Below are 25,845 nucleotides of genomic sequence, written 5' to 3' on the forward strand. Positions count from 1 at the left end.
CCCTCAGCCCCGGCTGAGGCTTCCTTCCAGATGGGGCGCGGAGGCGTCCCTGTTCAGAAGGCGGAACGGTGTTTCGCTGCGGTTGCGCTCCCAGGTGAGGATACCGGTTCCGGGAATGAAGAACGGCTTCTTGAACTGGGTGTCCACCGTAACCGCCTCCAGTGGCCCATCCGCCTTTTCCATCAGTGCCAGGCAGTGCGCCTTGCTCCACATGCCGTGGGCAATATTGCGCGGGAAGCCGAACGCCTTAGCCGAAAGCGGGTGCAGGTGGATCGGGTTCATATCCCCGGAGACCCGACCGTAACGGTAACCGATATTGCCGGGAGCCTGGACCGTTGCCTGCCCGGAAAGCATCTGAGGCGCTTCGGGAGTCTGTTTTTTGCCGCTTTTTCCGCCGCTCTCGGTAGGCTGGCGGTAGAGCAGGGTGCTGTATTCCTTCCAGATGACATGCCCGGAAGAACTGGCTTCTGTCAGGATGTCGAACTCGAGGCCGCGATCGGTGTCCGTGGCGTTGGCGATCCGCGCCTGGAGCTCGAGGGTCTCTCCCTGGCGTATCGCCCGCTGTTGTTCGATGCGGTTGCCGATGTGCACCAGCCCCATCAGGGGCAGGGGGAAGGCGGCATCGGTCATCAGCCGGATGTGCAGCGGAAAGGCCAGAATGTGCGGCCAGGTGATCGGGCACAGGCTGCTGGTCATGAAGCCACAGACCTCGCGGTAACGGCGCAGCTCAGCGGTGTCGGTGCGCACCCCCTCAATGTCGGCACTGAGCTCGGGTATGTCGGCTGCGCAGTGGCGGCCACCCTTGCTGCTGGCCAACAGGGCTTTGCCGTACATGGGCAGCAGCGCGGGGCCGCTGAAACGGTAATGGGCTGTCTGGTTCATAAGCGTCCGGTTTGTGTCTAGACTGAGAGTTGAGTCACAGGTGGATGTCATTTGGGCCAACCGCCCTGTATGATGCCACGAAGAATGCACACGGGCTGTGACAGCGTCAATTGCGCAATGTCCGGCGCTGCACGGCACTCAGGTCAAAACAACAACAGGCCGGGAAACGACAGTATGCAGGAACAGAGGGATTCAGGGGTCCTGTTTCGTCTGGTTTACCAGGCGATGCAGCGGGCCGGAGTCGATACCGACACCATATTCCGTCGCCTGGGGGTGGACGAGAATTACCTCCAGCGGGAAAACCTGAGGACGCCGCACGCGGCCCAGGTACTGTTCTGGCAGGTGGTGGAGGATGTCACCGGGGATCCGGATATTGGCCTGCACCTGGGTCTGCATGTGCCCACCTACAAGGGGCAGGTTCTGGAATACCTGTTCCTGTCCAGCCCCACTTTCGGTGATGGGCTGAGACGGGCCAAGAACTACCAGCGTCTGCTCACCGACGCCGCGGACCTGGAGCTCCACGAGGGCGGGGGCGAGGACTGCTACCTGGTGCTCAACGCCGCCGCCGAGGAGATCCGACGCATCGGGCATTTCTCGGAGTGCTTTGTCCAGGGGGTGCTGACGTTCTTTGATTCGGTCACCGACGGGGAGTTCCGGCCCACCGCCGTTCATTTCGAGCACGAGCGCACCCAGGGCCAGGAGAGGGTGGCCGAGATCCTGGGCTGCCCGGTGAGCTTCGGACAGGGCCAGACGCGGCTGTACTTCCCGCCGAGCCTGCTTGAGCACCCCTCGCCACACCACGAGCCGGGGCTTCTGGCACTGCATGAGCGTTTTGCCAGCGAGCAGGTCGCCGAGCTTGAGAAGCAGGATATTGTCGGGGATGTTGAGCGGCTTGTAGCCGAACAGCTGGACTCGGGAGAGGTCACCCTGGACGCGGTGGCCAGCCGTCTCAACATGAAACCACGCACCCTGCGTACACGCCTGACCGAGGCCAACACGTCCTTCAACCAGGTGGTTTCCCAGTTCCGTTATCGGCTGGCGTGCCGGCTTCTCGCCGCCACGGACGAGTCCATTGACGAGATTGTCTATCTCACCGGCTTCTCCGAGCCCAGTACCTTCTACCGTGCGTTCAAGCGCTGGTCCGGCATGACCCCGATTGAGTACCGGCGCCGCTCCGCGGAGCACGATGAGGAAATGGCCAGCTGAGCCTCTCTTTTGCGGGAGCTGTCACAATGTCGTCACCTCCCGCCGGCATACTGACCGGGAAACTGAACAGTGACCGGGAGGCGGCCATGCGCGAATACGAGGAGGAACTGCTGGAACTCAGCCTGCAGGACGAGGAAGGGGAGGATGCCGAATGCGACGACGGCATCGACCTCTGACTCAGCGGGCCATTCCGTACCGGCGCCGGTACCGCCCTGGGCTGCACCCGTACCACCGCCGGAATGCCCCGTGGAAGGCGCTCGGGTTCGCGAACCCGACCAGTGATGCGATGTCCGAGAACGACAGCGGCGTGCCGCGCACATAGTCCTCGGCCAGCTCTCGTCGGGTACGGTCGAGCAGGGAGCGGTAGGTCATGCCTTCCTGTTCCAGAGCCCGCCTCAGCCCCCATTCCGTGGTACCCAGCGCCAGCGCCACAGCGTGCATGCTGGGCGGCGTTGAGCCCATACGCCGGGCGATGGCCTCGCGGACCCTTTCGATGGTGCTCTGCCCCCAGATCAGTCTCTGGCGTTCCGTGTCGCAGTGCTGACACAGCTCCTGATGGAGGGCCTGCTGGGCCAGCCGGTTGCGCTGTGCGGCGGTGTCCGGGGGCAGCTCAATACGGTTCTGCGGTGCGTCAAACTGCACCGGGCACTGGAACCATTGGGTATGGGGCAGGCTGTCGGTCGGCCCGGCGTATTCAATGGTGACCGCTGAGGGAACCATGTCCGGCCCACCGAGTTCCCGCAGCAGCGCGACCCATCCGGCCAGGATTGAATCCACCACAAAGCAGTTGTAGCGGTTATAGGGACTGATGGAGTAGAACACCGCATGGAGCCCGCCATCAGCGGTGCGGGTGGTGTGTGACTGGCCACGGCTGTTCGTGCTCATCAGCCGTTCATAGCGCACCAGGGTCTCCAGGGCCTCCCCCAGTGAGGGCGCACTGGCGGCCGCCATGCCGGCCAGCCCCAGATCCGTCATGCGGGTATGGCGCCCGAAATCGAGCCCCAGGGCCGTGTCCCCGGTCATCTGGATGGCGGCATGGCCCATGCGCATGAATCGGGGAATACTGATGCGTGCGCCAGGCGTATTCAAAAGCCGGCGGGAAACCCGGTAACGCGCCAGCCATGGCCCCGGGTCGTGGCCGCGACTTCGCAGGGTGCGGGCCATGACAGCAACATGGTTGACGCTGATATCGCCCAGCCGATTGGGGCGGCTACTGACCATAAAACCAATCCGGAAATAATTCAAACCAAGGTGACCGTATTGTAGCACCCAAGCCAGGCGGGTAACTTGTTGGCATTCAGAACAAGGAGATCGCCATGACCCGGAATCCATCCGACAGCAACGCTTACCCCCATCTCATGCAGCCACTGGACCTGGGCTTCACCCAGCTCCGCAACCGTGCCCTGATGGGCTCCATGCATACCGGTCTGGAGGAGGCGCCCAATGGCTTCGAGCGCCTGGGGGCGTTCTACGCGGAACGGGCGCGCAGTGTGGGGCTCATCGTCACCGGCGGTATCGGACCGAACCCGGAAGGGGCGGTCATGAAGGGCGCTGCCAAGATGGATACCGAGGAGGAAGCCCGGGAGCACCGCATTGTGACGGATCACGTACACCAGGCCGGAGGCAAGATCTGCATGCAGATCCTGCACACCGGTCGCTATGCCTACTCTCCGGATCTAGTGGCGCCGTCCGCCATCCAGGCGCCGATCAATCCCTTCACGCCGCGCGCGCTGGAAACCGACGAGGTTGAGAAACAGATCGACGACTACGCCAACTGTGCCCGCCTCGCCCGTGAGGCTGGCTACGACGGCGTCGAGATCATGGGTTCCGAGGGTTACTTCATCAACCAGTTCATCGCCCGGCGCACCAACCACCGCACGGACAAGTGGGGCGGCTCCTTCGAGAACCGCATCCGGCTGCCGCTGGAGATCATCCGCCGGGTGCGTGAGGCCGTGGGCGAGGACTTCATCATCATCTATCGGCTCTCCATGATCGATCTGGTGGACGAGGGCAGCACTTGGGAAGAGGTGGTGCAGCTGGCGAAGGAAGTGGAAAAGGCCGGCGCCAACATCATCAACTCCGGCATCGGCTGGCACGAATCGCGCGTCCCGACCATCGCCACCATGGTGCCGCGCGGGGCCTTCAGCAAGGTCACGGCGCGGCTCAAGGGCGAGGTGAGCATCCCGCTGGTGACCACCAACCGGATCAACATGCCGGATCTGGCCGAGAAAGTGATCGCCGAGGGGGATGCGGACATGGTCTCCATGGCGCGGCCCTTCCTGGCGGACGCGGACCTGATCGCCAAGGCGGCGGACAACCGGGCGGATGAAATCAACACTTGCATCGCCTGTAACCAGGCCTGCCTGGACCATACCTTCCAGGGCAAGCTCACGTCCTGCCTGGTGAACCCGCGCGCCTGCCATGAGACGGAGCTGGTCTATGAGCCGGCCACTCAGGCAAGGCGCATCGCGGTCGTCGGCGCCGGTCCCGCGGGCCTGGCGGCTGCCACTGTGGCGGCCGAGCGTGGTCATCAGGTGGACCTGTTTGATTCCGCCGGAGAGATCGGCGGGCAGTTCAACATGGCCAAGAAGATCCCGGGCAAGGAAGAGTTCCACGAGACGCTGCGCTACTACCGGCGCATGATTGAGAAGTACGGGGTGAACCTGCACCTGAACACCAGGGCGACGAAGGAAACGCTGGCCGGGCAGGGCTACGACGAGATCCTGATGGCGACGGGCGTCTACCCGCGCACGCCGGAGATTCCGGGGATCGATCATCCCTCCGTGCTGGGCTACATCGATGTGCTGAAGAAGGAGGCACAGGTAGGTCGCCGTGTGGCGGTCATGGGTGCCGGCGGTATCGGTTTCGATGTGTCCGAGTTCCTCACCCATGAGGGCCCTTCGCCCTCGCTGGACCCGGACCACTTCATGAAGGAGTGGGGCGTTGATGTCAGCGTCGAGACCCCGGGTGGCGTGGAAGGCCTGCAGCCGAACCCGCCCCAGCCGCCGCGCGAGGTCGCATTGCTCCAGCGCAAGACCTCCAAGCCCGGTAAGGGCCTGGGCAAGACCACGGGCTGGATCCACCGGAGCTCGCTGAAAATGCGCAATGTGCGCATGATCCCGGGCGTTGAGTATCACCATATCGATGACGAGGGGCTGCATGTGAGCATCAATGGCGAACCCCAGGTGCTGGCGGTGGACAACATCATCGTCTGTACCGGGCAGGAGCCGCTGCGCGAGCTGCAGGCGGATCTTGAGAACGCCGGCGAGACGGTGACCCTGATCGGCGGCGCGGATGTGGCCGCCGAGCTTGACGCCAAGCGCGCCATTGATCAGGGCAGCCGAGTGGCAGCGGCGCTTTGAATCGGTGATTCCCGTGGTCGGCCGTGATCCGGTAGACTGTGGATCTGTTACCCACGGGCTACCGGCGGATTAAGGCGGTTCATGGAGACCTTCAAGAACATCGGCGTGATCGGACGTATGGGCAGTGTCAAGGTTGTCGAGACACTGCGTCGGCTCAAGGCCTACCTCATCGAGAACGATTACCAGGTGGTGCTTGAGGCCGACACCGCCTCTATGCTGCCCGGGCACGGCCTGCAGGTGGCCAGCAAGAAGCTGATTGGCGAGATCTGCGATCTTGCCATCGTGGTGGGTGGTGACGGCAGCCTTCTGGGCGCCGTGCGGGATCTGGCCAAGTCGAGCATTCCCATCCTCGGGGTCAACCGCGGGCGGCTTGGCTTTCTCACCGATATCTCCCCGGATGAGCTCGAAACCCGGCTGAACGCCGTCCTGGAAGGGGATTATATCCAGGAGCGGCGCTTCATGCTCGACACCGAGATCAAGCGCAACGGCGAGCCCACCGGTTTCGGCACGGCACTCAATGATGTGGTGCTGCATCCGGGGCGCTCCACCCGCATGATCGGTTTCGACCTCTACATCGAGGGGCAGTTCGTCTACAGCCAGCGCTCCGACGGTCTGATCGTCTCAACGCCCACGGGATCCACGGCCTACGCGCTGTCCGGAGGCGGGCCCATCATGCATCCGAAGCTGGATGCCATCGTCCTGGTGCCGATGTTTCCGCATACCCTGAGCAGTCGGCCGATCGTCGTGGACGGCAACAGCGAGATCAAGCTGATCATCGACGAGGCGAACGAGTCCTGGCCCCAGGTCAGCTGCGATGGCCAGAAGGAGCTCTCCTGCGGGCCCGGTGATGCCATCTCCATCGCCAAGCGTCCCTTCCGCCTGAACCTGATCCACCCCAGCGATCACAACTTCTACGCGACCTGCCGCGAGAAGCTGGGCTGGGCCAGCACCATTGCGGCAAGCTGAATGGGGCACTCATGAAGCGCTCGCAGGGCTACGACATCATCGGCGATATCCATGGCTGTGCGCTGACGCTGGAGCGGCTGCTGGAGCAGATGGGTTACCGCAAACGGCAGGGTGTTTACGAGCACCCTTCGCGCATGGCCGTCTTCCTGGGGGACATCATTGATCGGGGCCCACGTATCCGCGAGGCCCTGCACCTGGTGCGGGACATGGTGGATCGTGGCTCCGCGCTGATCGTGATGGGCAACCATGAATACAATGCGCTGGGCTACTGCACCCTGGCGCGCCCCGGCAGCGGGCGCCGGCATGTGCGGGAGCACAACGAGCGGCATAACCGCCTGATCCGGGCGACGCTTGAGCAGTTCGAGCACTACGACAACGAGTGGCACGATTTCCTGGACTGGTTCTATGAGCTGCCGCTGTTCCTGGAACGGGATGGCTTCCGGGTGGTCCACGCCTGCTGGGACGAGCACCTGATCCGCCAGTTCGAACAGATGCACCCCGATGGCTGCATCAACGAGGACTTTCTGCACGCCTCCATGGCGCCGCATTCCTTTGCCGGCCGGGTGATGGACCGGCTGCTGAGGGGGACGGCCATGAAGCTGCCGGATGATCGGATCATGACTGGCCGTGATGGCTTCCAGCGTCAGTTTTTCCGGACCAAGTTCTGGGCCGGAGAGGCGGAAACCTATGGCGATATCGTGTTCCAGCCGGACCCACTGCCCAGGGATGTGGCGGAGAAGCCACTGGACCCGGAGGATTCGGAGCGACTGCTCAGCTACGACGAGGCTGAGCCCCCGGTTTTCGTCGGCCACTACTGGCTTGAGGGGGTTCCCGAACCCATCACTCCCAATGTGGCCTGCCTTGACTACAGCGCGGTCAAGTACGGGCGCATGGTGGCCTATCGCCTGGATGACGAGGCGTACCTGGACCCGGATCATTTCGTCTGGGTGGAAGTGAACCGTTCGGAGCAGGACACATGATCCGGATTGCGGCCATCCCGGAACGGGTCGATCTGCAGCCGTTCAGCCGCTGGCTGGATTCCCAGGGCGTGACCCACGTGATTGAGCACGACGAGGGTCACCAGGTGCTGTTCATCGAGGGGGAGCAGCTCCGCCAGCCGGTCACGGAAGCACTGTCGCGCTACCTGGACGATCCCCGGCATACCGGAGCCCCGGAAGGGTTCAGCCAGCCACGCCAGCGTCGGGTGGTGGCGGGTCACTGGCAGGCGGGCCCCAAGGATGCCCCGTTCACTTTTGCCCTGATCGTGGCCGCCGCCCTGATCGCCTGGATGACCGCATTCGGTGGCCGGGAACAGCTGATGGTACTGCTGACCATTGTTAACCCCTATGAATGGCCAGTAGGCAGTTTTGACCAGCGAATCCAGGCCCTCGCCGGGACCCTTGGTAACCTGCAGCTCTGGCGTCTTCTGACCCCGGACCTTCTGCATTTCAGCCTGATGCACCTGATCTTCAATGGGGTGATGCTCTGGTTCCTCGGCAGCCAGATTGAGGCGCTGGATGGCCGGCGCCATATGGTGGCGCTGGTACTGGTGACCTCCCTGGGCGGCAATATTCCCCAGTTCCTTATGTCAGGGCCGCTGTTCGGTGGCCTTTCCGGTGTCGTTTACGGCGTATTGGGTTACGTCTGGCTGCGTAACCAGTGGCGACCCCAGTTCCAGTTCCCTCCGGCATTGATGACAGTGGCCGTCGTGTGGCTGCTGATCGGTTTTACACCGCTGACCGAGGCCCTGCTGGGAGCCAGCATGGCGAATGCGGCCCATCTGGGCGGGCTGCTCAGTGGCCTGGGCTATGGCCTGGTGCGGTCGGCGAATGATATGAGGAGAAGACGATGACCTATGAAGAGTTGATCCGACAGCTCGACCCGCGCATCTATCAACGCCTGCGCGAATCCCTGCAACTGGGGAAGTGGCCTGACGGCACGCCCCTTAGCGAGGAACAGAAGCGCATCTGCATGGAAGCCATCATCTGGTACGAGAACGAGCACGGCATTCCCGAGGAGGAGCGGACCGGCACCATCGAGCGGCCGGATTCCGGCAAGGGCGATGGCGGTGTGCAGGTTCACGATACCCGCCACTGATTCCGCGCTGCAGCGACAGAACCCACCTACAACAAGAGTGTCCGTCATGAGAGCAGAGCAACCCCAGGCCGTTCACCTGGCGGATTACCAGGTGCCCGCCTTTCTCATTGATCACGTCGATCTGCGTATCGAACTGTTCGAGGAGTGTGCCCTGGTTCATTCGCGCCTGACCGTCCGCCGCAACCCGGAGGGTGAGTCGGAAGCGCGGGATCTGGTCCTGCACGGCGAAGAGCTTGGGCTGGAATCGCTGATGCTCGACGGCCGTCCGGTCGAGAACCATCGCGTTGATGAGGGCTCCCTGACCGTGCCCAGTGTGCCGGACCATTTCCATCTGGATGTGACCACGCGCATCCATCCCCGGGACAATACGCGGCTGGAAGGCCTCTATCAGTCCTCCGGGATGTTCTGTACCCAGTGTGAGGCGGAAGGCTTCCGCCGCATCACTTGGTTCCTGGACCGGCCGGACGTGATGGCCTGCTACCGCACCCGCATCGAGGCGGACCAGAAGGCGTATCCGGTGCTGCTCGCCAACGGCAATCCGGTTGACTGGGGGGAGCTGGAAGACGGCAGGCACCAGGTCACCTGGGAGGACCCGTATCCCAAGCCCAGCTACCTGTTCGCCATGGTGGCCGGGGATCTGGTGGAAAAGCGCGACGAGTTCGTGACCGGGTCCGGGCGCACCATTGATCTTCGCATGTACGTGGAGGCTCGCAACGAGGCCAAGTGCGAGCATGCCCTGGCGTCGCTGAAAAAGGCCATGGCCTGGGACGAGGCGATCTATGGCCGCGAGTACGACCTGGACATCTTCATGGTCGTGGCGGTGGACGATTTCAACATGGGGGCCATGGAGAACAAGGGCCTCAACATCTTCAATTCCTCCTGCGTGCTCGCCAGCCCGGAAACCGCCACCGATGCCGCCTATGACCGCATCGAGAGCATTGTTGCCCATGAGTACTTCCACAACTGGTCGGGCAACCGGGTAACGTGCCGGGACTGGTTCCAGCTCAGTCTCAAGGAGGGCTTCACCGTCTTCCGGGACAACCAGTTCTCCGCGGACATGGGCTCACCCACGGTGCAGCGCATCGATCACGTGAACATGCTGCGCACCGCCCAGTTCGCCGAGGACGCCGGCCCCATGGCCCATCCGGTGCGGCCGGACTCCTACATCGAGATCGCCAACTTCTACACCCTGACAGTCTACGAGAAAGGCGCGGAAGTGGTGCGGATGATCCACACCCTGCTGGGGCCGGACATGTTCCGCGAGGGCAGTGACCTCTACTTTGCTCGCCATGACGGCCAGGCAGTGACCACGGATGATTTCGTGAGAGCCATGGAGGACGCCAGCAGCCGTGACCTGACCCAGTTCCGGCGCTGGTATGAGCAGGCGGGGACGCCGGAGCTGCGCGTTACGGATACGTTCGATGCTGAATCCGGAACCTATACACTGACAATCCGTCAGTCATGTCCTGAAACACCCGGGCAGAGCCGGAAGGAGCCGTTCCATATCCCGGTGCGCATGGGGCTGATCGGCAGTAACGGCGAGGCCCTGTCGCTGGATGCTGAGGCAAATACGGAAACCGTGCTCGAGCTGACCGGGAATGAGCACAGCTTCCAGTTCAGCGGGCTGAGCGAGCGCCCCGTGCCCTCACTGTTGCGGGGGTTCTCGGCACCGGTGAAGCTCGACTACCCCTGGACCCGGGATCAGCTCATGTTCCTGATGAGCCGGGATCCGGACGGATTCAACCGCTGGGATGCCGGGCAAAAGCTGGCGGTGGATGTGATCCTGTCGATCCAGCAGGGGCGCGACACGGAAGTGGACCCGCGGCTGATCGAGGCGTACCGGACACTGCTGACAACGCCGGGGCTGGATCGCGCCATGGTGGCCCGGATGCTGGCGCTTCCCTCAACGGCCTGGCTGATTGAGCTGAGCCATGAGGCGGATGTGGCTGCGATTGATGGCGCCCGCCATCAGGTGGAGCAGACCGTTGCCAGGGCATTGCGGGACGAACTCCTGCAGGTGCGGGCTGACCATCATCCGGGAGAAACCTACGCATTTGAACCCGGGCAGGTGGCTGCCCGGTCCGTGAGCAACAGCGCGCTGGCGCTGCTTACCAGCATCGGTGAGGAACAGGGCCGGGAGCAGGCGGTTGCCCAGTTTGAGCAGGCCGCCAATATGACGGACCGCCTGGCGGCTCTCAAGGCTCTGGTTGACTCGCCCTTCAGCCGGGAGCGTGAGGACGTTCTTGCACGCTTCCACGCGGACTGGCAGCACGATCCCCAGGTGGTGGAGCAGTGGTTTGCGGCCCAGTCAGGAAGCCCCTGGATTGGAAGTGTGAACCGCGTCACAGAACTGCTGGAGCATCCCGCCTTCGATTGGAAAAACCCCAACAAGGTTCGTATGGTTATCGGCGTTTTCGCGGGCCGCAATCTGACGCATTTCCACAGCCCGGATGGCAGTGGGCACCGCTTCCTGGGTGAGCAGATCCGCAGGCTGGACGCCTTCAACCCACAGATCTCGGCACAGCTGGCTCAGCCGCTGACGCGGTGGCGCCAATACGCACCGCACCTGCGTGATTCCATGGCGGGTGTTCTGCGGGAGCTGCGGGATCTGCCGGATCTATCGCGGGATCTCTATGAGGTGGTTGCCAAGAGCCTGGGGGATGCGGGCTGAGGCGCTTCTGAATGGACAAAACGGTGCCATCGTCTACGCTTTCGAAGAGTCGTGTCTGCATCCTGTGCCGCTGCTGCGGCCGGGAGTACAACAACAACAGGACCCCAATGATGCGAATGAAAGCACCACGCCTTAACGTTATCCTGATTGCCGCTGTTACCGGTGGGCTGGTGCTGGGCTCTGGCAGCCTGGCCGCGGAAGTGTCCCAGGCCGAGGCGCAGCGGCTGGGCGGTGAGGAGATTACCCGTTTCGGTGCACTGCGCGCCGGTAGCGATGATGGTGTGATCCCCGCCTATGACGGCGGACTGGACGGACCTCCCGACAACGTTGACTACGGTGAATCCGGTGACTTCCACCCGAATCCGTTCCCTGGTGACCAGATCCGTCACACCGTCACGGCAGAGAACATGGAGCAGTACGAGGAGTACCTGACCAAGGGTACCAAGGCCCTGCTCGAAACCTACCCCGACACCTACGAGATCAATGTCTACCCCTCACGCCGGACCATGGCCTGGCCGGAGTGGATTCTGGACAACATCGAGGACAACGCGACAGACGCTGAGCTTGTGGGGGACGGCAACGGCATTGATGGCGCCTACGGTGGTATTCCGTTCCCGATTCTCCACGGCAGCAATGAGGAGCAGGCCCAGCAGGCCATGTGGAACCACCTCACCAGCTGGCGTGGCATCATGGTCGAGCGCCGTTCCGGTGAAGTGGCGGTTGAGACCGATGGCGATTACAGCATGACCATGTCCGAGCAGGAGCTGTTCTACAACTTCTACAACCCGGAAGGCGATGAGAGCACACTGGACAATACGCTGTTCTACTATCTGTCGCGGACCACATCCCCCGCCCGCCTGGCCGGAGGGGCTGTTCTTATCCATGAGACCCTGAACCAGGTCAAGGAACCGCGCCGGGCATGGGGCTACAATGCAGGGCAGCGGCGGGTTCGCCGGGCCCCGAACCTGGCCTATGACTCGCCCATCGCGGCGGCGGACAACCTCCGCACCGCGGACGAAACCGATCTGTTCAATGGGGCGCTTAACAAGTACAACTGGGAATACCGGGGTGTCCAACAGTTTTACATTCCGTATAACAATTATGACATCGCGCAGCGTGGACTTGAGTACGATAGGATCCTTGATACCAAGCACCTGAATCCGGACCTGCAGCGCTGGGAGCGCCACCGGGTTCATGTGGTTGAGGCCAACCTCAAGGAGCATGAGCGACACATCTTCTCGCGCCGGGTCTTCTACATCGATGCGGACAGCTGGAAAGTGGTGAGTGTCGACCAATATGACGATCGGGGCGAGCTCTGGCGTGTAAGCCAGGCCATGGAAAAGAGCTATTATGAGGTACCGACGGTTTGGACGGCTCTGGATGTGTTCCATGATCTCCAGTCTAAGCGATACCACGTGCAGGGACTTGATACCGAAGAGGGGGAGACCCTGGTGTTCACGGATCGCGTCCCGAACACGCGCTATTTCTCACCCCAGGCGCTGCGGCGCAGGGGACGTCGCTGACCCGGCATTTACAGACCCGGCACAGTCCGGGTCTGTTGGTGTCAGGGCTCCTGTTAAATCAGTTCAATCAGAAAGGCAGTCTGAATGTTCTCTCGAACCAGGAAACATATTGTCGGCATAGGTGTAACAGTCGCCTTTGCCGTGGCCGGTGCGGGATCAGCGCACGCCGTGCGCGACGTCCTTGAGGTACCCGCTCTGGATACCGACCTCGCGGCCGAATCCCTGCTTCTGGATGTGGAGCACCTTGAGGGGCGGCTGGTGGCTGTGGGTGAACGTGGCCATATCGTCTACTCCGATGATGGCGGCGACAGCTGGACCCAGGCCGAGGTGCCTGTCTCCACGACGCTGACGGGCGTTGATTTTCCGGAAGGCAACGCCGATGAGGGCTGGGCCGTTGGCCACAGTGGCGTAATCCTGCATTCCAGTGATGGTGGCGAGACCTGGGAGCACCAGCTCGACGGCCGCGAGGGCATCCCGAAGCTGGTGAGCCTGTATGAGAAGCGGATCGAAGCCAAGGAAGCGGAGATCGAAGAAGCTGAGGACGAGGATCGGATATCGGATCTGGAGTGGGAGCTCGATGATCTGGTCTACACCCGGGATATTCTCCAGGAGGATCTGGAGCGTTTCGGGCCCTGGCAGCCGATGCTCGACGTCTGGTTCCGGGATGCTGATTACGGGATTGCCGTCGGAGCCTACAACCTCATCTACCGCACGGAGGATGGCGGTGAGACCTGGCAGGCCGTCTCGGACCGTATTGATAACCCGAACCGTTTCCATCTCAACGAGATCACACAGGTTGATGGAGGCGATCTCTACATTGCCGGCGAGTCGGGCTTTGTGTATCGCTCGACCGATGACGGGCGGAACTGGGAGACCATTGAGCCTGGCTATCCCGGGTCCTTTTTCGGAGTGGTCGGCACTGGTGACGGTGGTGTGCTCGCCTATGGCCTGAGAGGCAATGTCTATCGCTCAGAGAACGGGGACGAGTGGAACTCCGTGGACTCGGCCACGGACCGTACCCTCAATGCGGGTGATGTGAATGCTGATGGCGAGGTGGTCATCGTCGCCAATGATGGAGCCGTGATCTACAGCAGCGATGGCGGCCAGAGCTTTTCAGAGCATGTTCGCCCCGCCCGCCATTCCTACGTGGGCGTAACCCTGGTTCCGGATAATGGCCTGGTGCTGGTGGGTGAAAAGGGAGCGGTCCTTACGGACCGCCGTGGCAAGGGTCAGGAAGAGGACCCGCTGACGGCGCCTGAACCCAACTGAACCGCAGTCCCCCAGCAAACGGTTTTGAGGATTTACTGAATGTCTAACTGGAATTCCGAAGGCGAGCGCCGCGCTCCCTCCGCGGGCGCGGAGCCCATGATCGAGCGGCTGATCTTCAATAACAGGCCGATCATCCTGATTGTCTTTCTCGCGCTGACGCTGTTCCTTGGCTACAACGCGGTGAAGATTCAGCCCGATGCCAGCTTCGAGCGGCTCATTCCGCTGGAACACCCTTACATCGTCAATATGATGGAACACCGCGAGGATCTGTCGAATCTCGGCAACTTCGTGCGGATCGCCGTTGAGAATGAAGACGGCACCATCTTTGAGAAGGAGTACATGGAGACGCTGGAGAAGATCACGGACGAGGTCTTCTATCTCAATGGCGTCAATCGTTCCGGCCTCAAATCACTCTGGACGCCGAATGTCCGGTGGCAGGAGGTGACAGAGGAGGGGTTCCAGGGCGGGACCGTAATCCCCGACGATTACGACGGCTCCCAGGAGTCGCTGAACCAGCTGCGCGACAATGTGTTGCGCTCCAGTGCCATCGGGTCGCTGGTAGCGGACGATTTTGAATCCTCGATCATCTATGCCCCGCTGCTTGAGCAGAATCCGGAAACCGGTGAAGCCATTGATTACCGGGCATTCTCCCGTCAGCTGGAGGAAAAGATCCGCCAGCAGTTCGAGGAAGAGAATCCCAGTGTGGATATCCACATTGTCGGCTTTGCCAAACTGGTCGGCGACCTGATCGAGGGCATCGAGTCCGTTGCCCTGTTCGCGCTGATCACCATTGTGTTGACCACGGTGTTCCTGTTCTGGTATTCGCGCTGCATCGCCGGGACGGCAGTGCCGGTGCTCGTCTCGATCGTTGCGGTTTTCTGGCAGATGGGCATCCTGCGCCTGCTCGGCTATGGCCTGGATCCCTACTCGGTTCTGGTGCCATTCCTGGTGTTTGCGATCGGGATCAGTCACGGGGTGCAGGTGGTCAATGCCATGGCGCTGGAGGCGGCCAAGGGCTTTGACCCGCTGACCAGCGCCCGCCTGGCGTTCCGGTCCCTCTACATTCCCGGTATTGTGGCTCTGGTGAGTGACGCCTTCGGCTTCCTGACGCTGCTGTTCATCGAGATCGACGTAATCCGGGATCTGGCCGTGGCAGCCGGCATCGGGGTGGCGGTGATCATCATCACCAACCTGGTCCTGCATCCGGTGATCATGTCCTACATCGGGATCACCAAAGGGGGCGTCAAGCATGTTCAGAACCACGAGGGTGGGGCGGACCGCAAGTGGCGCGTCATGTCCTATTTCGCCCATCCGGGCGTGGCGCCTATTTCACTGCTGATCGCGGTGGTCGGCTTCGGCGTTGCCATGTACTACAAGCAGGATCTCAAGGTCGGTGACCTGGATCAGGGGGCACCCGAGCTGCGGCCTGACAGCCAGTACAATCAGGACAACCGCTTCATCGTGGACAATTACAGTCAATCCGCGGACGTACTGGTTGTCATGGTCGAGACCCCACCCGAGACCTGTACCCAGTATCCGGTGCTGCGTTCCCTGGACCGGCTCCAGTGGCGGCTGGCGAACACCGAGGGGGTCGACTCGACCGGCTCGCTGGCGGATGTTTCCAAGATCGTCACCCGGGCGCTCAACGAGGGCAACTGGAACTGGTACGAGATCTCCCGGAACCAGACCATCATCAACGCCTCCATCCGGCAGGCCCCGAGTGGCATGATCAACACCGACTGCAGCCTGACGCCTCTGGTGGCCTATCTCGACGATCACAAGGCGGAGACCCTGCGCCGCGTGACCAACGAGGTGGAAGACTTCGCGGATGAATACAATAACGAAAATCATCGCTTTCTCCTGGGGGCGGGCAACGCCGGTGTTGAGGCCGCCACCAACGAGGTGATCGCCAGTGCCAAGAACAAGATGCTGCTGGCCGTCTATGGCGTGGTCTCGCTGCTATGTCTGATCAGCTTCCGCTCTGTGCGGGCGGTACTCTGTGTCATCCTTCCGCTGGGCCTGACCTCGATCATCGCCGAGGCGCTCATGGCCCAGGCCGGCATCGGCATCAAGGTCGCCACGCTGCCGGTGATCGCGCTGGGCGTGGGCATTGGCGTGGACTATGGCATCTACATGTTCAGCAAACTGGAGCGCTTCCTTAAGGAAGGCTATCCGCTGCAGGAGGCCTACTTCGAGACGCTGCGCAGCACCGGCAAGGCCGTGGCATTCACTGGCATCACACTGGCGCTGGGCGTGTTCACCTGGATGCTGTCGCCGATCAAGTTTCAGGCGGACATGGGCCTGCTGCTGACCTTCATGTTCCTGTGGAACATGGTCGGTGCCATCTGGCTGATGCCGGCGCTGGCGCGGTTCCTGCTCAAGCCTGAAAAGATTGCTGCCAAGGCCGGCAATCGCCCGCAATAGAACGGCTCTGCGCAGGGAACAGCCGCACGTGCCGCCGGATTCGTGGTGAATCCGGATGGTCGTGCGGCTTTTCCGTTGTTAGAATCCCGTCTTCCCCGACATTCACGTGATCTTTCGTGGGGATCACCACTGACAGGAGCCTGTTTATGCCCGTGATTACCCTGCCCGATGGCAGTCAGCGCACTTTCGAGCATCCCGTCACCGTAGAGGAAGTAGCCCGCAGCATCGGCACCGGCCTGGCCAAGGCCGCCGTAGTCGGCAAGGTTGACGGTCGACTGGTGGATACCGGCTATACCATCGAGGATGACGCGGAAGTGGCGATTGTGACCGACCGGGACCAAGAGGGCATTGAGGTGATCCGCCACTCCACGGCTCACCTGATGGCGCAGGCGGTCAAGGAACTCTTCCCGGACGCCCAGGTAACCATCGGCCCCGTGGTGGAAAACGGCTTCTACTACGACTTCAAGTACGACCGCCCCTTCACGCCGGACGATCTCGAGCAGATCGAAAAGCGCATGGAAGAGCTGGCGAAGGAGAACTATCCCATTGAGCGCTCGGTCATGGACCGGGAAAGCGCGAAGCAGCTCTTTGACCGTATGGGTGAGGAGTACAAGGTCCGGATCATCGACGATATTCCGGGCGAGGAGCAGCTCTCCTTCTACAAGCAGGGCGAATTCATCGACCTCTGCCGCGGCCCACACGTGCCCAGCACGGGCCGTCTCGGAGCGTTCAAGCTGACCCGGGTTGCAGGCGCCTACTGGCGGGGTGATACCGACAACGAACAGCTGCAGCGGATCTACGGCACCGCTTGGCCGGATAAGAAGCAGCTCAAGGCCTACCTGAAACGGGTGGAGGAAGCCGAGAAGCGTGACCACCGGAAGGTCGGCAAGAAGCTGTCACTCTTTCACATGCAGGAAGAGGCGCCCGGCATGGTCTTCTGGCACCCCAAGGGGTGGACGGTCTACCAGCAGATTGAGCAGTACCTGCGTGTCAAGCTGCGCAAGCACGGTTACGATGAGATCCGCACACCGCAGGTGGTCTCGCGGACGCTCTGGGAACGGTCCGGTCACTGGGAGAAATTCCAGGATGACATGTTCACTACTGAGTCCGAGAAGTACGACTACGCGATCAAGCCCATGAACTGCCCCTGCCATGTGCAGGTGTTCAATCAGGGCCTGAAGAGCTACAAGGACCTGCCGCTGCGGCTGTCCGAGTTCGGGTCCTGTCACCGCAATGAGGCATCCGGCGCGCTCCATGGCCTGATGCGGGTGCGTGGTTTCACCCAGGATGACGCCCACATCTTCTGCGAAGAATCCCAGATCCAGAGTGAGGTGGCGGCGTTCATGGACCTGCTGCACGAGGTCTATAAGGACTTCGGTTTTCAGGAGATCCAATACAAGCTCTCCACACGCCCGGAAAAGCGGGTCGGCTCGGACGAAATCTGGGACAAGTCCGAGAAGGCGCTGGAGGAAGCGCTCAACAACGAGGGCGTGGAGTGGGAGCTGCTCCCCGGCGAGGGCGCCTTCTACGGGCCCAAGATCGAGTTCTCACTGAAGGACTGCCTGGAGCGGGTCTGGCAATGCGGCACCATCCAGGTGGACTTCGCGATGCCGGGTCGCTTGGGCGCTGAGTACGTGCCCAGGGACCAGGAGCAGGGGCGCCAGACGCCGGTGATGCTGCATCGGGCCATCCTGGGCTCGTTCGAGCGCTTCATCGGGATCCTGATCGAGGAATACGAGGGGGCCTTCCCACTCTGGCTGGCCCCGCTGCAGGTGGCGGTGCTCAATATCACGGACAATCAGGCCGATTATGCCCGGAATGTGGCACAAACACTTGAGGAGTCGGGCTTTCGTGCCCATGCTGACTTGAGAAACGAGAAGATCGGCTTTAAAATTCGCGAGCACACGATTGACAAGGTACCCTACCTGGTCGTGGTTGGCGATCAGGAAGTCGAGAAAGGCGAGGTGGCTGTCCGGACCCGCACTGGCGAGGATCTGGGTACCATGACTCTGGAGGAGCTCCAGGGCCGTCTGGAGACGGAATCCAAACGCAAGGGCAGAGTCGAAACGGAGACCTAACTATCAAAAAGTCGAACCCGCGTGGTGGCCGCAACCAGCGTCCACCGATCAACGAGAACATCGATGCATCCGAAGTTCGCCTGATCGATTCAGAAGGCAATCAAGTGGGTATCGTGCCTCTTGAAGAGGCGCTCGAAAAAGCTGCGGAGGTAGAGCTGGATCTGGTCCAGATGGCTTCCGACGCGGACCCCGTGGTCTGCAGGATCATGGATTATGGCAAGAAGCTGTTCGAGGAGAAGAAAGCCCGGGCAGCGGCCAAGAAGAAGCAGAAACAGATCCAGATCAAGGAAGTCAAATTCCGGCCTGGAACTGAAGAAGGGGATTATCAGGTCAAACTGCGCAACCTGATACGTTTCCTTGAGCAAGGGGATAAAGGCAAGGTCACCATCCGCTTCCGCGGACGTGAGATGGCGCACCAGGAAATCGGCATGCAGCTGATGCAGCGTGTTGAATCCGACATCGAGGAGCTGGCTCAGGTTGAGCAGCGGCCCAAGATGGAAGGTCGTCAGATGACCATGGTGGTTGCCCCCCGGAAGAAGAAATGACGGCCTCTCTGCGAGCCGTCATCCATCATTATCTGATACCGAATGCGGAGTAGTTGAAATGCCCAAGATGAAAACCAACAGCGGGGCGGCCAAGCGCTTCAAGAAGACGGCCAACGGCTTCAAGCGCAAGCAGTCGCATACCAGTCATATCCTGACCAAGAAGAGTCCCAAGCGGAAGCGTCAGCTTCGTGGCACGACTCAGGTGCACAAGAGCGACGAGGTTCATATCCGTCGCATGCTCCGTAAGTAAACCGTTCAAGGTCAGTAGATAGAAGGATTGGATTATGCCTCGCGTTAAACGTGGTGTGGTGGCGCGTCGTCGTCACAAGAAGGTCATGAAGCAGGCGAAGGGCTACTACGGTGCCCGGAGCCGTGTGTATCGTGTTGCGAAACAGGCGGTCATCAAGGCGAAGCAGTATGCCTATCGCGACCGCAAGCAGCGCAAGCGTCAGTTCCGTGCGCTGTGGATCGCTCGTATCAATGCCGGCGCGCGCGCCAACGGGCTGTCCTACAGCCGCCTGATCGCGGGCCTCAAGAAGGCCAACGTCGAGATTGATCGCAAGGTCCTGGCAGATCTGGCGATGAATGAGAAGCAGGCGTTTTCGGCAGTGGTGGAAAAGGCAAAGACCGCTCTCGCGGCCTGAGCTCTTCATCGTCCGCTGAAAACCGGCCCGTCTGGGCCCAACCTGGATCAGTAGGGGAAGAGCACGCTCTTCCCCTATTTTTTTGGAGTCCGTTCCATGGAGAACCTGGAATCCCTGCTCGAGCAGGGGCTGAACGCGGTTGAGGCGAGTACGGATCTGAAGCAGCTTGAACAGGTCCGCGTTGACTACCTGGGCAAGAAAGGCCATCTCACGGCCCTGCTCAAGACGCTTGGGCAGCTCAGTGCCGAGGAACGCCCGGTGGCGGGCCAGCGCATCAACGATGCCAAGGAGCAGGTCCAGAACGCGATCGCTGGGAAGAAAGAGTGGCTCGAAGCGGAGGCCATGGAGGCCCGGCTTGCCTCCGAATCCATCGACGTGACCCTGCCGGGGCGCGGGCGTGATGCGGGTGGATTGCACCCGGTGACACGCACGCTGCGCCGTATCGAGGCGATTTTTGGTGGTGCCGGCTATGAGGTGGCGGAAGGGCCCGAGATCGAGGACGACCACCACAACTTCGAGGCCCTCAACATTCCGGAGCACCACCCGGCCAGGGCCATGCACGACACCTTCTACTTCAATCCGGGCACCGTGCTGAGAACCCATACCTCGCCGGTACAGATCCGCACCATGGAAAACGGCGAGCCGCCGTTCCGAATGATCTGCCCGGGGCGTGTCTATCGCTGCGACTCGGATCTCACCCATACGCCCATGTTCCATCAGGTGGAAGGGCTTCTGGTGGACCGCTACGCAAGTTTCGCGGATCTCAAGAGCACCATTGAGGCCTTCCTGCGAGCATTCTTTGAAGAGGACCTGGCGGTGCGCTTCCGGCCCTCCTATTTCCCCTTCACGGAACCCTCCGCCGAGGTGGATATCGAATGGGGCCGGGAATCCGACGGCAGCACCAAGTGGCTGGAGGTCATGGGCTGCGGTGTGGTCCATCCCAGGGTGTTCGAGAACTGTGGCGTGGACCCGGAACAGTGGTCCGGCTTTGCCTTTGGCCTGGGCGTGGAGCGCCTGGCCATGCTGCGCTATGGCGTGACCGATCTGCGCCAGTTCTTTGAGAATGATCTGCGCTTCCTGCGCCAGTTCCGTTGAAGCCCGATTGGAATAAACAGGATTCAGACCGATGAAGTTCAGCGAACAGTGGTTGCGGGAATGGGTCAATCCCCGCATGAGCAGCAACGAACTGGTTGAGGCCATCACCATGGCCGGCCTTGAAGTGGACGAGGTTGAGCCGGTTTCCGGTGCCTTTGAGGGTGTCGTTGTCGGGGAAGTGACGGCGGTTGAGCCCCATCCGGAGGCGGACAAGCTGAGCCTCTGCCGGGTCTGGGATGGCCGGGAAACCCTGGATGTGGTCTGCGGGGCGCCCAACGTCCGGGTTGGCCTCAGGGCACCGCTGGCACGGCCCGGTGCCAGCCTGCCCGGAGGTATGGAAATCCGACGCACCGAGGTGCGGGGTCAGACGTCCAACGGCATGCTCTGCGCCGAATCGGAGCTGGAGCTGTCCGAAGCCAGCGAGGGCCTGATGGAGCTGGCCTCTGAAGCGGAAGCCGGTGCGGATCTGCGGCAATGGCTGCAGTTGGATGATCAGAGTCTCGATGTGGATCTTACGCCGAACCGCAGTGACTGCCTCTCGATTCGCGGCGTGGCACGGGATCTCGGGGCACTGACCGAAGAGCCCTTCGAGGATCTGGTACTGGACCCGGTTCCCGCAGTGCATTCCGAGATCCCCTCCATCCGGGTGGACGCCGCCGCAGCCTGCCCGCGTTATGTCGGGCGCATCATCCGTAACGTGAATGTTGCCGTGGAAACGCCGGTCTGGATGCAGGAACGCCTGCGGCGTTCGGGGATCCGCAGCATCGACCCGGTGGTGGACGTTACTAATTATGTGATGCTTGAGCTGGGCCAGCCCATGCACGCTTTCGACCGCGCTCATGTACAGGGTGGCATCGTCGTGCGCATGGCCTCGGAAGGGGAGAAGCTGACCCTTCTGGATGGTCAGGAACTCACCCTGGGCACGGACAACCTGGTCATCGCGGATCACAGCAAACCCGTGGCGCTGGCCGGAATCATGGGCGGTGAAGGGTCCGGTGTCTCGGAACACACCCGGGATATCGTTCTCGAAAGCGCCTTCTTCGATCCGGTCAGGCTGGCGGGTAAGGCGCGCGCCCATGGGCTGCACACGGATTCCTCGCACCGCTTTGAGCGCGGCGTGGACTGGCGCCTGCAGCGGGCCGCCACCGAAAGGGCCACAGCGCTGCTGCTTTCCATTGTTGGTGGTGAGCCGGGTGAAGTCATTGAGGTGGTGAGCGAGCAGCACCTGCCTGCCCAGCAGACGGTCCACCTGCGGGAAGAACGGGTCAATACGGTGCTCGGCATGACCATCGACCGCACCACAACCGAGGAAATCCTGGCCCGGCTGGGGCTGCGGGTGGTGCACCTTTACCGCGATGGCTGGGAGGTGGAAGTCCCCAGCTTCCGTTTCGATATTGCCCTGGAAGTGGATCTGATCGAGGAAATCGGGCGCATCTACGGCTATAACCGCATGCCAGTCACCGAGCCCGAGGGGCGTTTGCGTCTGAGCGCTGAGCCGGAATCCCGCCGCCCAATGGACCGGGTGCGGGATCATCTGGTCGCCCTGGGGTACCAGGAGGCCATCACCTACAGCTTCATCTCGCCGGAGCAGCAGAAACAGGTGACCCCGGAGGCGGAAGGCATTGAGCTGGCCAACCCCATATCCGCGGACATGGCGGTCATGCGTTCCAGCCTCTGGCCCGGGCTCCTGGAGACGCTGGCGTACAACCAGAAACGCCAGCAGCACCGGGTACGGCTGTTTGAGACCGGGCTGCGGTTCGAGCGCAAGGATCAGTCCATTGAACAGGAGGGCATGCTGAGCGCATTGCTCAGTGGGCCGGTGGCCAGTGAGAACTGGGTCAACGGCAACCGGGAAGTGGACTTCTATGATGCCAAGGGTGACCTGGAATCCCTGGGGGCAATGCTGGGGCAGAGCTTCAGTTTTGCCCGGGAACGCCATCCGGCGCTGCATCCGGGCCAGTCGGCGCGGGTCTACAGCGGCGGTCAGCCGGTGGGCTGGATTGGCACCCTGCACCCCGGAATCCAGAAATCACTGGATCTGAATGGCAACGTCTGTCTTTATGAACTAAGCTTGGAAGCAGTTCTCAACGGGCATGTCCCTCATTTCAAAGCTTTTTCAAAATTCCCTGAAGTTCGCCGTGATTTGGCTATGCTTGTGGATGAGGAAACGGAATGGGCGGCCGTTGAGAATGTGGCCCGGGAAGCAGCCGGTGAGCTTCTGACCGGGCTCAGGGTGTTCGACGTTTATCAGGGCGAACACGTGAAGGAGGGCTTCAGAAGCCTGGCGTTGAGCCTGTTCTGGCAGCACCCGGAGCGCACCCTGGGTGACGCGGAAGTCCAGGAACTGCTGGATGGCGTGACCAACGCACTGAGCACAAGGCTGGGAGCGCAGTTGAGGAGTTAGCGAATGGCAGCACTGACCAAGGCGGACATGGCGGAACGGCTCTATGAGGAGCTGGGTCTGAACAAGCGTGAAGCCAAGGAGATGGTGGAGGCGTTCTTCGGTGAGATCAGCGAGGCGCTGGGCCACAATGAGCAGGTCAAGCTCAGCGGCTTCGGCAACTTTGATCTCAGGGACAAGCGCCAGCGCCCGGGGCGTAACCCCAAGACAGGAGAAGAGATCCCGATCAGCGCGCGGCGCGTCGTGACCTTCCGGCCCGGACAGAAGCTCAAGCAGAAAGTAGAAGCGTATGCTGGAACCCAGCCACAATAACGAACTGCCGGCCATTCCGGGCAAGCGCTACTTCACCATCGGTGAGGTGGCGGATCTGTGCTACGTGAAACCGCATGTGCTGCGGTACTGGGAGCAGGAGTTTCCGCAGCTCAATCCGGTCAAGCGGCGGGGCAACCGGCGCTACTACCAGCGTGCGGACGTCCTTCTCATTCGCCAGATCCGAAGTCTGCTGTACGACCAGGGCTTCACCATTGGCGGTGCCAAGCAGAAACTGAGCAGTGAAGATACCAAGGAAGAGGATACCCAGTACAAGCAACTGATCCGCCAGATGATCACCGAGCTGGAAGACGTACTGAACGTTCTCAATACCTGAACCACTTTTCTGACTTGAATCAGCCCTCCGTTGCCTCTATTATGATTCATAATAAATGAATCTTATAGTGGCTTATCCATGGAACGTCTTCTTCTCATCGCCAACAGCGCTCTGGCATTCTTTCTTTTAGCCATTGGTGTCTGTGTTCTCGTTGCCTATCCTTTCGCTGACCACGTCAGCATGGTGGGCCAGATCGCCGCCCACGTATCCATGCTCATCTTCGCGCTGGGTGTGAAGGTCTCCTATATCGCGCGGCTTGTGGCACTGAAGGAATTGGGCAGAGCCCTGAACTGACCCCTTTCATTTAACTGCGCCATCCGTTATTATTTGCGCCGCTGTTCAAGCAGCACCCTTCGGTCGGGGCGTGGCGCAGCTTGGTAGCGCGCTGCTCTGGGGGAGCAGAGGCCGCAGGTTCAAATCCTGCCGCCCCGACCAATTCCTTTCGAGTTATTTCAGTGTTTTAACGCTGCCTCCTGTAGATTCCAGAACATTTTCAGCACACTCAGGCCCTACGGCCTTGGTAATCTCGCGCTGATCTCCAGGGCCCCTTGTTCCGGCGTACGCGCGCGTTCATCGACTTTATGTAGGAATGGAATCCCGAGGAATGGTAGGTGCAGTGGTGCCTTCGGCCCGAAGGGAGTTCATTGCCATGAGACCAATGGTTCATCAGCACTGACTCAGCGGCCTTACCAGGTCAGCGTCTGGCCCTCAAAATCCAGGAAACGCTGCTCAACCTGTCCCAATGCGTCTTCCATTACGTTCACCATCCCAGTCGCACTCTGCTCGATCGTAATCGGCGCCTCGCCCCCACCCATGTCGGTTTGTACCCAACCCGGATGTAAATTGAGCACACCGACGCCGGCAGGGATTGCCTCATTGATGGCAAAGCCGCGTGAGAGGCTGTTGAGCGCCGCCTTACTGGCCCGATAGAGCTCACGATCCCCCAGATTGTTGAGTGAAACGCTGCCCATCCTTGAACTCACAAAGCTGATCACCCCATTGGGTGCCATGGCCGGCAGTAGGGCGCGGGCCAGCCGTAGCGGTGCCATGGCATTGAGGTCAAACAGCTCACCGGTCTCTTCCCGGTTGGCCTGTTCGGCGCGCTGATGATCGGGCCCCATGATGCCGGCCGAGATCACCAGAAGATTCAGCGCCCTTGAGCTGAGCGATCCGGCGAGTTCACCAGGTCGGGACGACTGACTGAGATCGAGATCGACGATCTTAAGCGCCGCGTCATGTTTCTTCTGCAGTTCTGAAAGCGCCTGCGGCGTGCGGGCTGTGTCGCGCACCGTGGCGGTCACCTGCCAACCATGCGTGAGCAGCACGCGCACAAGGCCCAAGCCTATTCCGCGGGAGGCGCCGACCACCAAGGCCTGGGGCATGGCGTGTTCCACGGATGCACTACCGGTCATGTCATCTTCCTTATACTATCTGGTGTAACGGCTGTCTGTTCTAAAACATGGTGTTATCGTTGGCGGCGTCTTCCGGCACTGGCTGTATCACGTCCCAGTGCTCGACGATCATGCCGTCTTCGACGCGGAAGATATCCACCACGGCCTCGCCGCGGTCCTCCTCACCATTGGTCGAGTGGACGTGAAGCCAGACCAGGTCACCATCTGCAGCGCTGCGCACGATCTCGCTCTGGTAGTCCGGGTTTTTCTGAAAGTAGCCCGCGAAGTAATCCACAAAGGGCGCCTTGCCATCAGGCACTTCCGGGTTGTGCTGAATGTAGTCCTGCGCCAGCACGCTTGAGCTCTGCTCGGTCTCGTGTTCGTTGAAAAACTGGTTGTAGAAATTCACCACCAGCGTGCGATTGGCCTCTTCCTGTTGAACGTCCCGTTCCGGCTGCGCTAAGGATAAGGTGGGTACGGTAAGCATCAGGGCAGTAGACACAACAGCAAGGGTTTTAGCGATCGACATGAACTTTTTCCTTTCGTGAGATTAATCAGTAGTCAACCGTGAAGCGCTGACGTACATGAGTGGAATTTTTCAACTCATCTACCAGTGCGTGGCGTAGTCTTCAAAAGAGATACGGG

24 protein-coding genes and 1 tRNA gene are annotated in these 25,845 nt (G+C 61.3%); 21 read left to right on the top strand and 4 right to left on the bottom strand.

From position 1 onward, the window contains the following. Positions 1-3: 3 nt before the first annotated feature. Positions 4-882, bottom strand: a complete 879-nt coding sequence (locus H4I92_RS16775; RefSeq protein ID WP_077528947.1) for a MaoC family dehydratase — start codon at positions 880-882, stop codon at positions 4-6. A 174-nt stretch (positions 883-1,056) separates the two neighbouring features. On the opposite strand from H4I92_RS16775, the gene H4I92_RS01875 reads away from it, so the two are divergent. Both H4I92_RS01875 and H4I92_RS01880 read left to right on the top strand, forming a co-directional pair. Next, on the top strand, positions 1,057-2,088 hold the full coding sequence (locus tag H4I92_RS01875) for an AraC family transcriptional regulator (RefSeq protein WP_077528948.1): 1,032 nt from the start codon (positions 1,057-1,059) through the stop codon (positions 2,086-2,088). Positions 2,089-2,114: 26 nt separating this feature from the next. Further along, positions 2,115-2,264, top strand: a complete 150-nt coding sequence (locus H4I92_RS01880) for a hypothetical protein (protein WP_179105590.1) — start codon at positions 2,115-2,117, stop codon at positions 2,262-2,264. 1 nt (position 2,265) lies between these two features. Here the strand turns inward: H4I92_RS01880 and H4I92_RS01885 are convergent, their stop codons facing one another. After that, entirely contained in the window at positions 2,266-3,309 is a 1,044-nt protein-coding gene (locus H4I92_RS01885; RefSeq protein ID WP_179105591.1) for an AraC family transcriptional regulator, read from the bottom strand. A gap of 95 nt (positions 3,310-3,404) precedes the next feature. Between H4I92_RS01885 and H4I92_RS01890 the strand changes: the two genes are divergently transcribed. From H4I92_RS01890 to H4I92_RS01980, 19 genes are all read left to right on the top strand, one after another. After that, a complete protein-coding gene (locus H4I92_RS01890) occupies positions 3,405-5,450 on the top strand; it encodes an NADPH-dependent 2,4-dienoyl-CoA reductase (RefSeq protein ID WP_077528950.1) in 2,046 nt (681 codons plus the stop codon). An 81-nt stretch (positions 5,451-5,531) separates the two neighbouring features. Continuing rightward, the gene (locus H4I92_RS01895) at positions 5,532-6,416 is read left to right on the top strand and encodes an NAD(+) kinase (RefSeq protein ID WP_077528951.1); all 885 of its coding nucleotides are present in this window, start codon (positions 5,532-5,534) and stop codon (positions 6,414-6,416) included. An 11-nt stretch (positions 6,417-6,427) separates the two neighbouring features. Beyond that, entirely contained in the window at positions 6,428-7,396 is a 969-nt protein-coding gene (locus H4I92_RS01900; RefSeq protein ID WP_077528952.1) for a metallophosphoesterase, read from the top strand. Next, positions 7,393-8,268: a rhomboid family intramembrane serine protease gene (locus H4I92_RS01905; protein WP_077528953.1), complete on the top strand. Its 876-nt coding sequence runs from the start codon at positions 7,393-7,395 to the stop codon at positions 8,266-8,268. The genes H4I92_RS01900 and H4I92_RS01905 overlap by 4 nt, the downstream gene beginning before the upstream one ends. Beyond that, positions 8,265-8,513, top strand: coding sequence for a DUF1315 family protein (locus H4I92_RS01910; RefSeq protein ID WP_077528954.1), 249 nt, complete (start codon positions 8,265-8,267; stop codon positions 8,511-8,513). Before H4I92_RS01905 ends, H4I92_RS01910 begins: the two co-directional genes overlap by 4 nt. A 46-nt stretch (positions 8,514-8,559) precedes the next feature. Continuing rightward, entirely contained in the window at positions 8,560-11,184 is a 2,625-nt protein-coding gene (gene pepN / locus H4I92_RS01915) for an aminopeptidase N (protein WP_077528955.1), read from the top strand. 116 nt (positions 11,185-11,300) lie between these two features. Then, a complete protein-coding gene (locus H4I92_RS01920; protein ID WP_218668107.1) occupies positions 11,301-12,707 on the top strand; it encodes a DUF1329 domain-containing protein in 1,407 nt (468 codons plus the stop codon). 168 nt (positions 12,708-12,875) lie between these two features. Next, positions 12,876-13,976 carry a WD40/YVTN/BNR-like repeat-containing protein gene (locus H4I92_RS01925; RefSeq protein ID WP_179105592.1) on the top strand — a complete coding sequence of 367 codons (1,101 nt, stop codon included), beginning with the start codon at positions 12,876-12,878 and terminating at the stop codon, positions 13,974-13,976. Between the two features lie 39 nt (positions 13,977-14,015). Continuing rightward, positions 14,016-16,400 carry an efflux RND transporter permease subunit gene (locus tag H4I92_RS01930; RefSeq protein WP_077528958.1) on the top strand — a complete coding sequence of 795 codons (2,385 nt, stop codon included), beginning with the start codon at positions 14,016-14,018 and terminating at the stop codon, positions 16,398-16,400. Positions 16,401-16,546: 146 nt separating this feature from the next. Continuing rightward, complete coding sequence (gene thrS, locus H4I92_RS01935) at positions 16,547-18,478, top strand: threonine--tRNA ligase (protein WP_077528959.1); 1,932 nt, start codon at positions 16,547-16,549, stop codon at positions 18,476-18,478. A 2-nt stretch (positions 18,479-18,480) separates the two neighbouring features. After that, entirely contained in the window at positions 18,481-19,023 is a 543-nt protein-coding gene (gene infC, locus H4I92_RS01940) for a translation initiation factor IF-3 (protein ID WP_077528960.1), read from the top strand. Positions 19,024-19,081: 58 nt separating this feature from the next. Then, positions 19,082-19,273, top strand: coding sequence for a 50S ribosomal protein L35 (rpmI, locus tag H4I92_RS01945; protein WP_077528961.1), 192 nt, complete (start codon positions 19,082-19,084; stop codon positions 19,271-19,273). A 34-nt stretch (positions 19,274-19,307) separates the two neighbouring features. Then, positions 19,308-19,667 (top strand): 50S ribosomal protein L20, encoded by a 360-nt coding sequence (gene rplT, locus H4I92_RS01950; protein ID WP_077528962.1) that lies wholly within the window; start codon positions 19,308-19,310, stop codon positions 19,665-19,667. Between the two features lie 96 nt (positions 19,668-19,763). Beyond that, positions 19,764-20,762 (top strand): phenylalanine--tRNA ligase subunit alpha, encoded by a 999-nt coding sequence (gene pheS, locus H4I92_RS01955; protein WP_077528963.1) that lies wholly within the window; start codon positions 19,764-19,766, stop codon positions 20,760-20,762. Between the two features lie 31 nt (positions 20,763-20,793). Beyond that, positions 20,794-23,166, top strand: coding sequence for a phenylalanine--tRNA ligase subunit beta (pheT, locus tag H4I92_RS01960; RefSeq protein ID WP_077528964.1), 2,373 nt, complete (start codon positions 20,794-20,796; stop codon positions 23,164-23,166). Between the two features lie 3 nt (positions 23,167-23,169). Further along, positions 23,170-23,475 carry an integration host factor subunit alpha gene (ihfA, locus tag H4I92_RS01965; RefSeq protein ID WP_077528965.1) on the top strand — a complete coding sequence of 102 codons (306 nt, stop codon included), beginning with the start codon at positions 23,170-23,172 and terminating at the stop codon, positions 23,473-23,475. Then, positions 23,453-23,809, top strand: coding sequence for a MerR family transcriptional regulator (locus H4I92_RS01970; protein ID WP_077528966.1), 357 nt, complete (start codon positions 23,453-23,455; stop codon positions 23,807-23,809). Before ihfA ends, H4I92_RS01970 begins: the two co-directional genes overlap by 23 nt. 78 nt (positions 23,810-23,887) lie before the next feature. Then, entirely contained in the window at positions 23,888-24,103 is a 216-nt protein-coding gene (locus H4I92_RS01975) for a hypothetical protein (RefSeq protein WP_077528967.1), read from the top strand. 64 nt (positions 24,104-24,167) lie between these two features. Further along, a tRNA-Pro gene (locus H4I92_RS01980) sits at positions 24,168-24,244 on the top strand. 251 nt (positions 24,245-24,495) lie between these two features. Here H4I92_RS01980 and H4I92_RS01985 read toward each other — a convergent pair. After that, entirely contained in the window at positions 24,496-25,221 is a 726-nt protein-coding gene (locus tag H4I92_RS01985; protein ID WP_218668108.1) for an SDR family NAD(P)-dependent oxidoreductase, read from the bottom strand. 40 nt (positions 25,222-25,261) lie between these two features. Continuing rightward, positions 25,262-25,729 carry a nuclear transport factor 2 family protein gene (locus H4I92_RS01990; RefSeq protein WP_077528968.1) on the bottom strand — a complete coding sequence of 156 codons (468 nt, stop codon included), beginning with the start codon at positions 25,727-25,729 and terminating at the stop codon, positions 25,262-25,264. Positions 25,730-25,845 lie beyond the last annotated feature (116 nt).

Origin of the sequence: Vreelandella halophila, assembly GCF_019903425.1 — a bacterium.
GTDB classification, from domain to species: Bacteria; Pseudomonadota; Gammaproteobacteria; order Pseudomonadales; family Oleiphilaceae; genus Halospina; species Halospina halophila.

Excerpts from the sequence above, each read along its gene's own strand:
- H4I92_RS16775 (WP_077528947.1), bottom strand. The coding sequence starts at position 882 with ATGAACCAGACAGCCCATTACCGTTTCAGCGGCCCCGCGCTGCTGCCC.
- H4I92_RS01875 (WP_077528948.1), top strand. The coding sequence starts at position 1,057 with ATGCAGGAACAGAGGGATTCAGGGGTCCTGTTTCGTCTGGTTTACCAG.
- H4I92_RS01880 (WP_179105590.1), top strand. The coding sequence starts at position 2,115 with ATGTCGTCACCTCCCGCCGGCATACTGACCGGGAAACTGAACAGTGAC.
- H4I92_RS01885 (WP_179105591.1), bottom strand. The coding sequence starts at position 3,309 with ATGGTCAGTAGCCGCCCCAATCGGCTGGGCGATATCAGCGTCAACCAT.
- H4I92_RS01890 (WP_077528950.1), top strand. The coding sequence starts at position 3,405 with ATGACCCGGAATCCATCCGACAGCAACGCTTACCCCCATCTCATGCAG.
- H4I92_RS01895 (WP_077528951.1), top strand. The coding sequence starts at position 5,532 with ATGGAGACCTTCAAGAACATCGGCGTGATCGGACGTATGGGCAGTGTC.
- H4I92_RS01900 (WP_077528952.1), top strand. The coding sequence starts at position 6,428 with ATGAAGCGCTCGCAGGGCTACGACATCATCGGCGATATCCATGGCTGT.
- H4I92_RS01905 (WP_077528953.1), top strand. The coding sequence starts at position 7,393 with ATGATCCGGATTGCGGCCATCCCGGAACGGGTCGATCTGCAGCCGTTC.
- H4I92_RS01910 (WP_077528954.1), top strand. The coding sequence starts at position 8,265 with ATGACCTATGAAGAGTTGATCCGACAGCTCGACCCGCGCATCTATCAA.
- pepN (WP_077528955.1), top strand. The coding sequence starts at position 8,560 with ATGAGAGCAGAGCAACCCCAGGCCGTTCACCTGGCGGATTACCAGGTG.
- H4I92_RS01920 (WP_218668107.1), top strand. The coding sequence starts at position 11,301 with ATGAAAGCACCACGCCTTAACGTTATCCTGATTGCCGCTGTTACCGGT.
- H4I92_RS01930 (WP_077528958.1), top strand. The coding sequence starts at position 14,016 with ATGTCTAACTGGAATTCCGAAGGCGAGCGCCGCGCTCCCTCCGCGGGC.
- thrS (WP_077528959.1), top strand. The coding sequence starts at position 16,547 with ATGCCCGTGATTACCCTGCCCGATGGCAGTCAGCGCACTTTCGAGCAT.
- rpmI (WP_077528961.1), top strand. The coding sequence starts at position 19,082 with ATGCCCAAGATGAAAACCAACAGCGGGGCGGCCAAGCGCTTCAAGAAG.
- rplT (WP_077528962.1), top strand. The coding sequence starts at position 19,308 with ATGCCTCGCGTTAAACGTGGTGTGGTGGCGCGTCGTCGTCACAAGAAG.
- pheS (WP_077528963.1), top strand. The coding sequence starts at position 19,764 with ATGGAGAACCTGGAATCCCTGCTCGAGCAGGGGCTGAACGCGGTTGAG.
- pheT (WP_077528964.1), top strand. The coding sequence starts at position 20,794 with ATGAAGTTCAGCGAACAGTGGTTGCGGGAATGGGTCAATCCCCGCATG.
- ihfA (WP_077528965.1), top strand. The coding sequence starts at position 23,170 with ATGGCAGCACTGACCAAGGCGGACATGGCGGAACGGCTCTATGAGGAG.
- H4I92_RS01970 (WP_077528966.1), top strand. The coding sequence starts at position 23,453 with ATGCTGGAACCCAGCCACAATAACGAACTGCCGGCCATTCCGGGCAAG.
- H4I92_RS01975 (WP_077528967.1), top strand. The coding sequence starts at position 23,888 with ATGGAACGTCTTCTTCTCATCGCCAACAGCGCTCTGGCATTCTTTCTT.
- H4I92_RS01985 (WP_218668108.1), bottom strand. The coding sequence starts at position 25,221 with ATGACCGGTAGTGCATCCGTGGAACACGCCATGCCCCAGGCCTTGGTG.
- H4I92_RS01990 (WP_077528968.1), bottom strand. The coding sequence starts at position 25,729 with ATGTCGATCGCTAAAACCCTTGCTGTTGTGTCTACTGCCCTGATGCTT.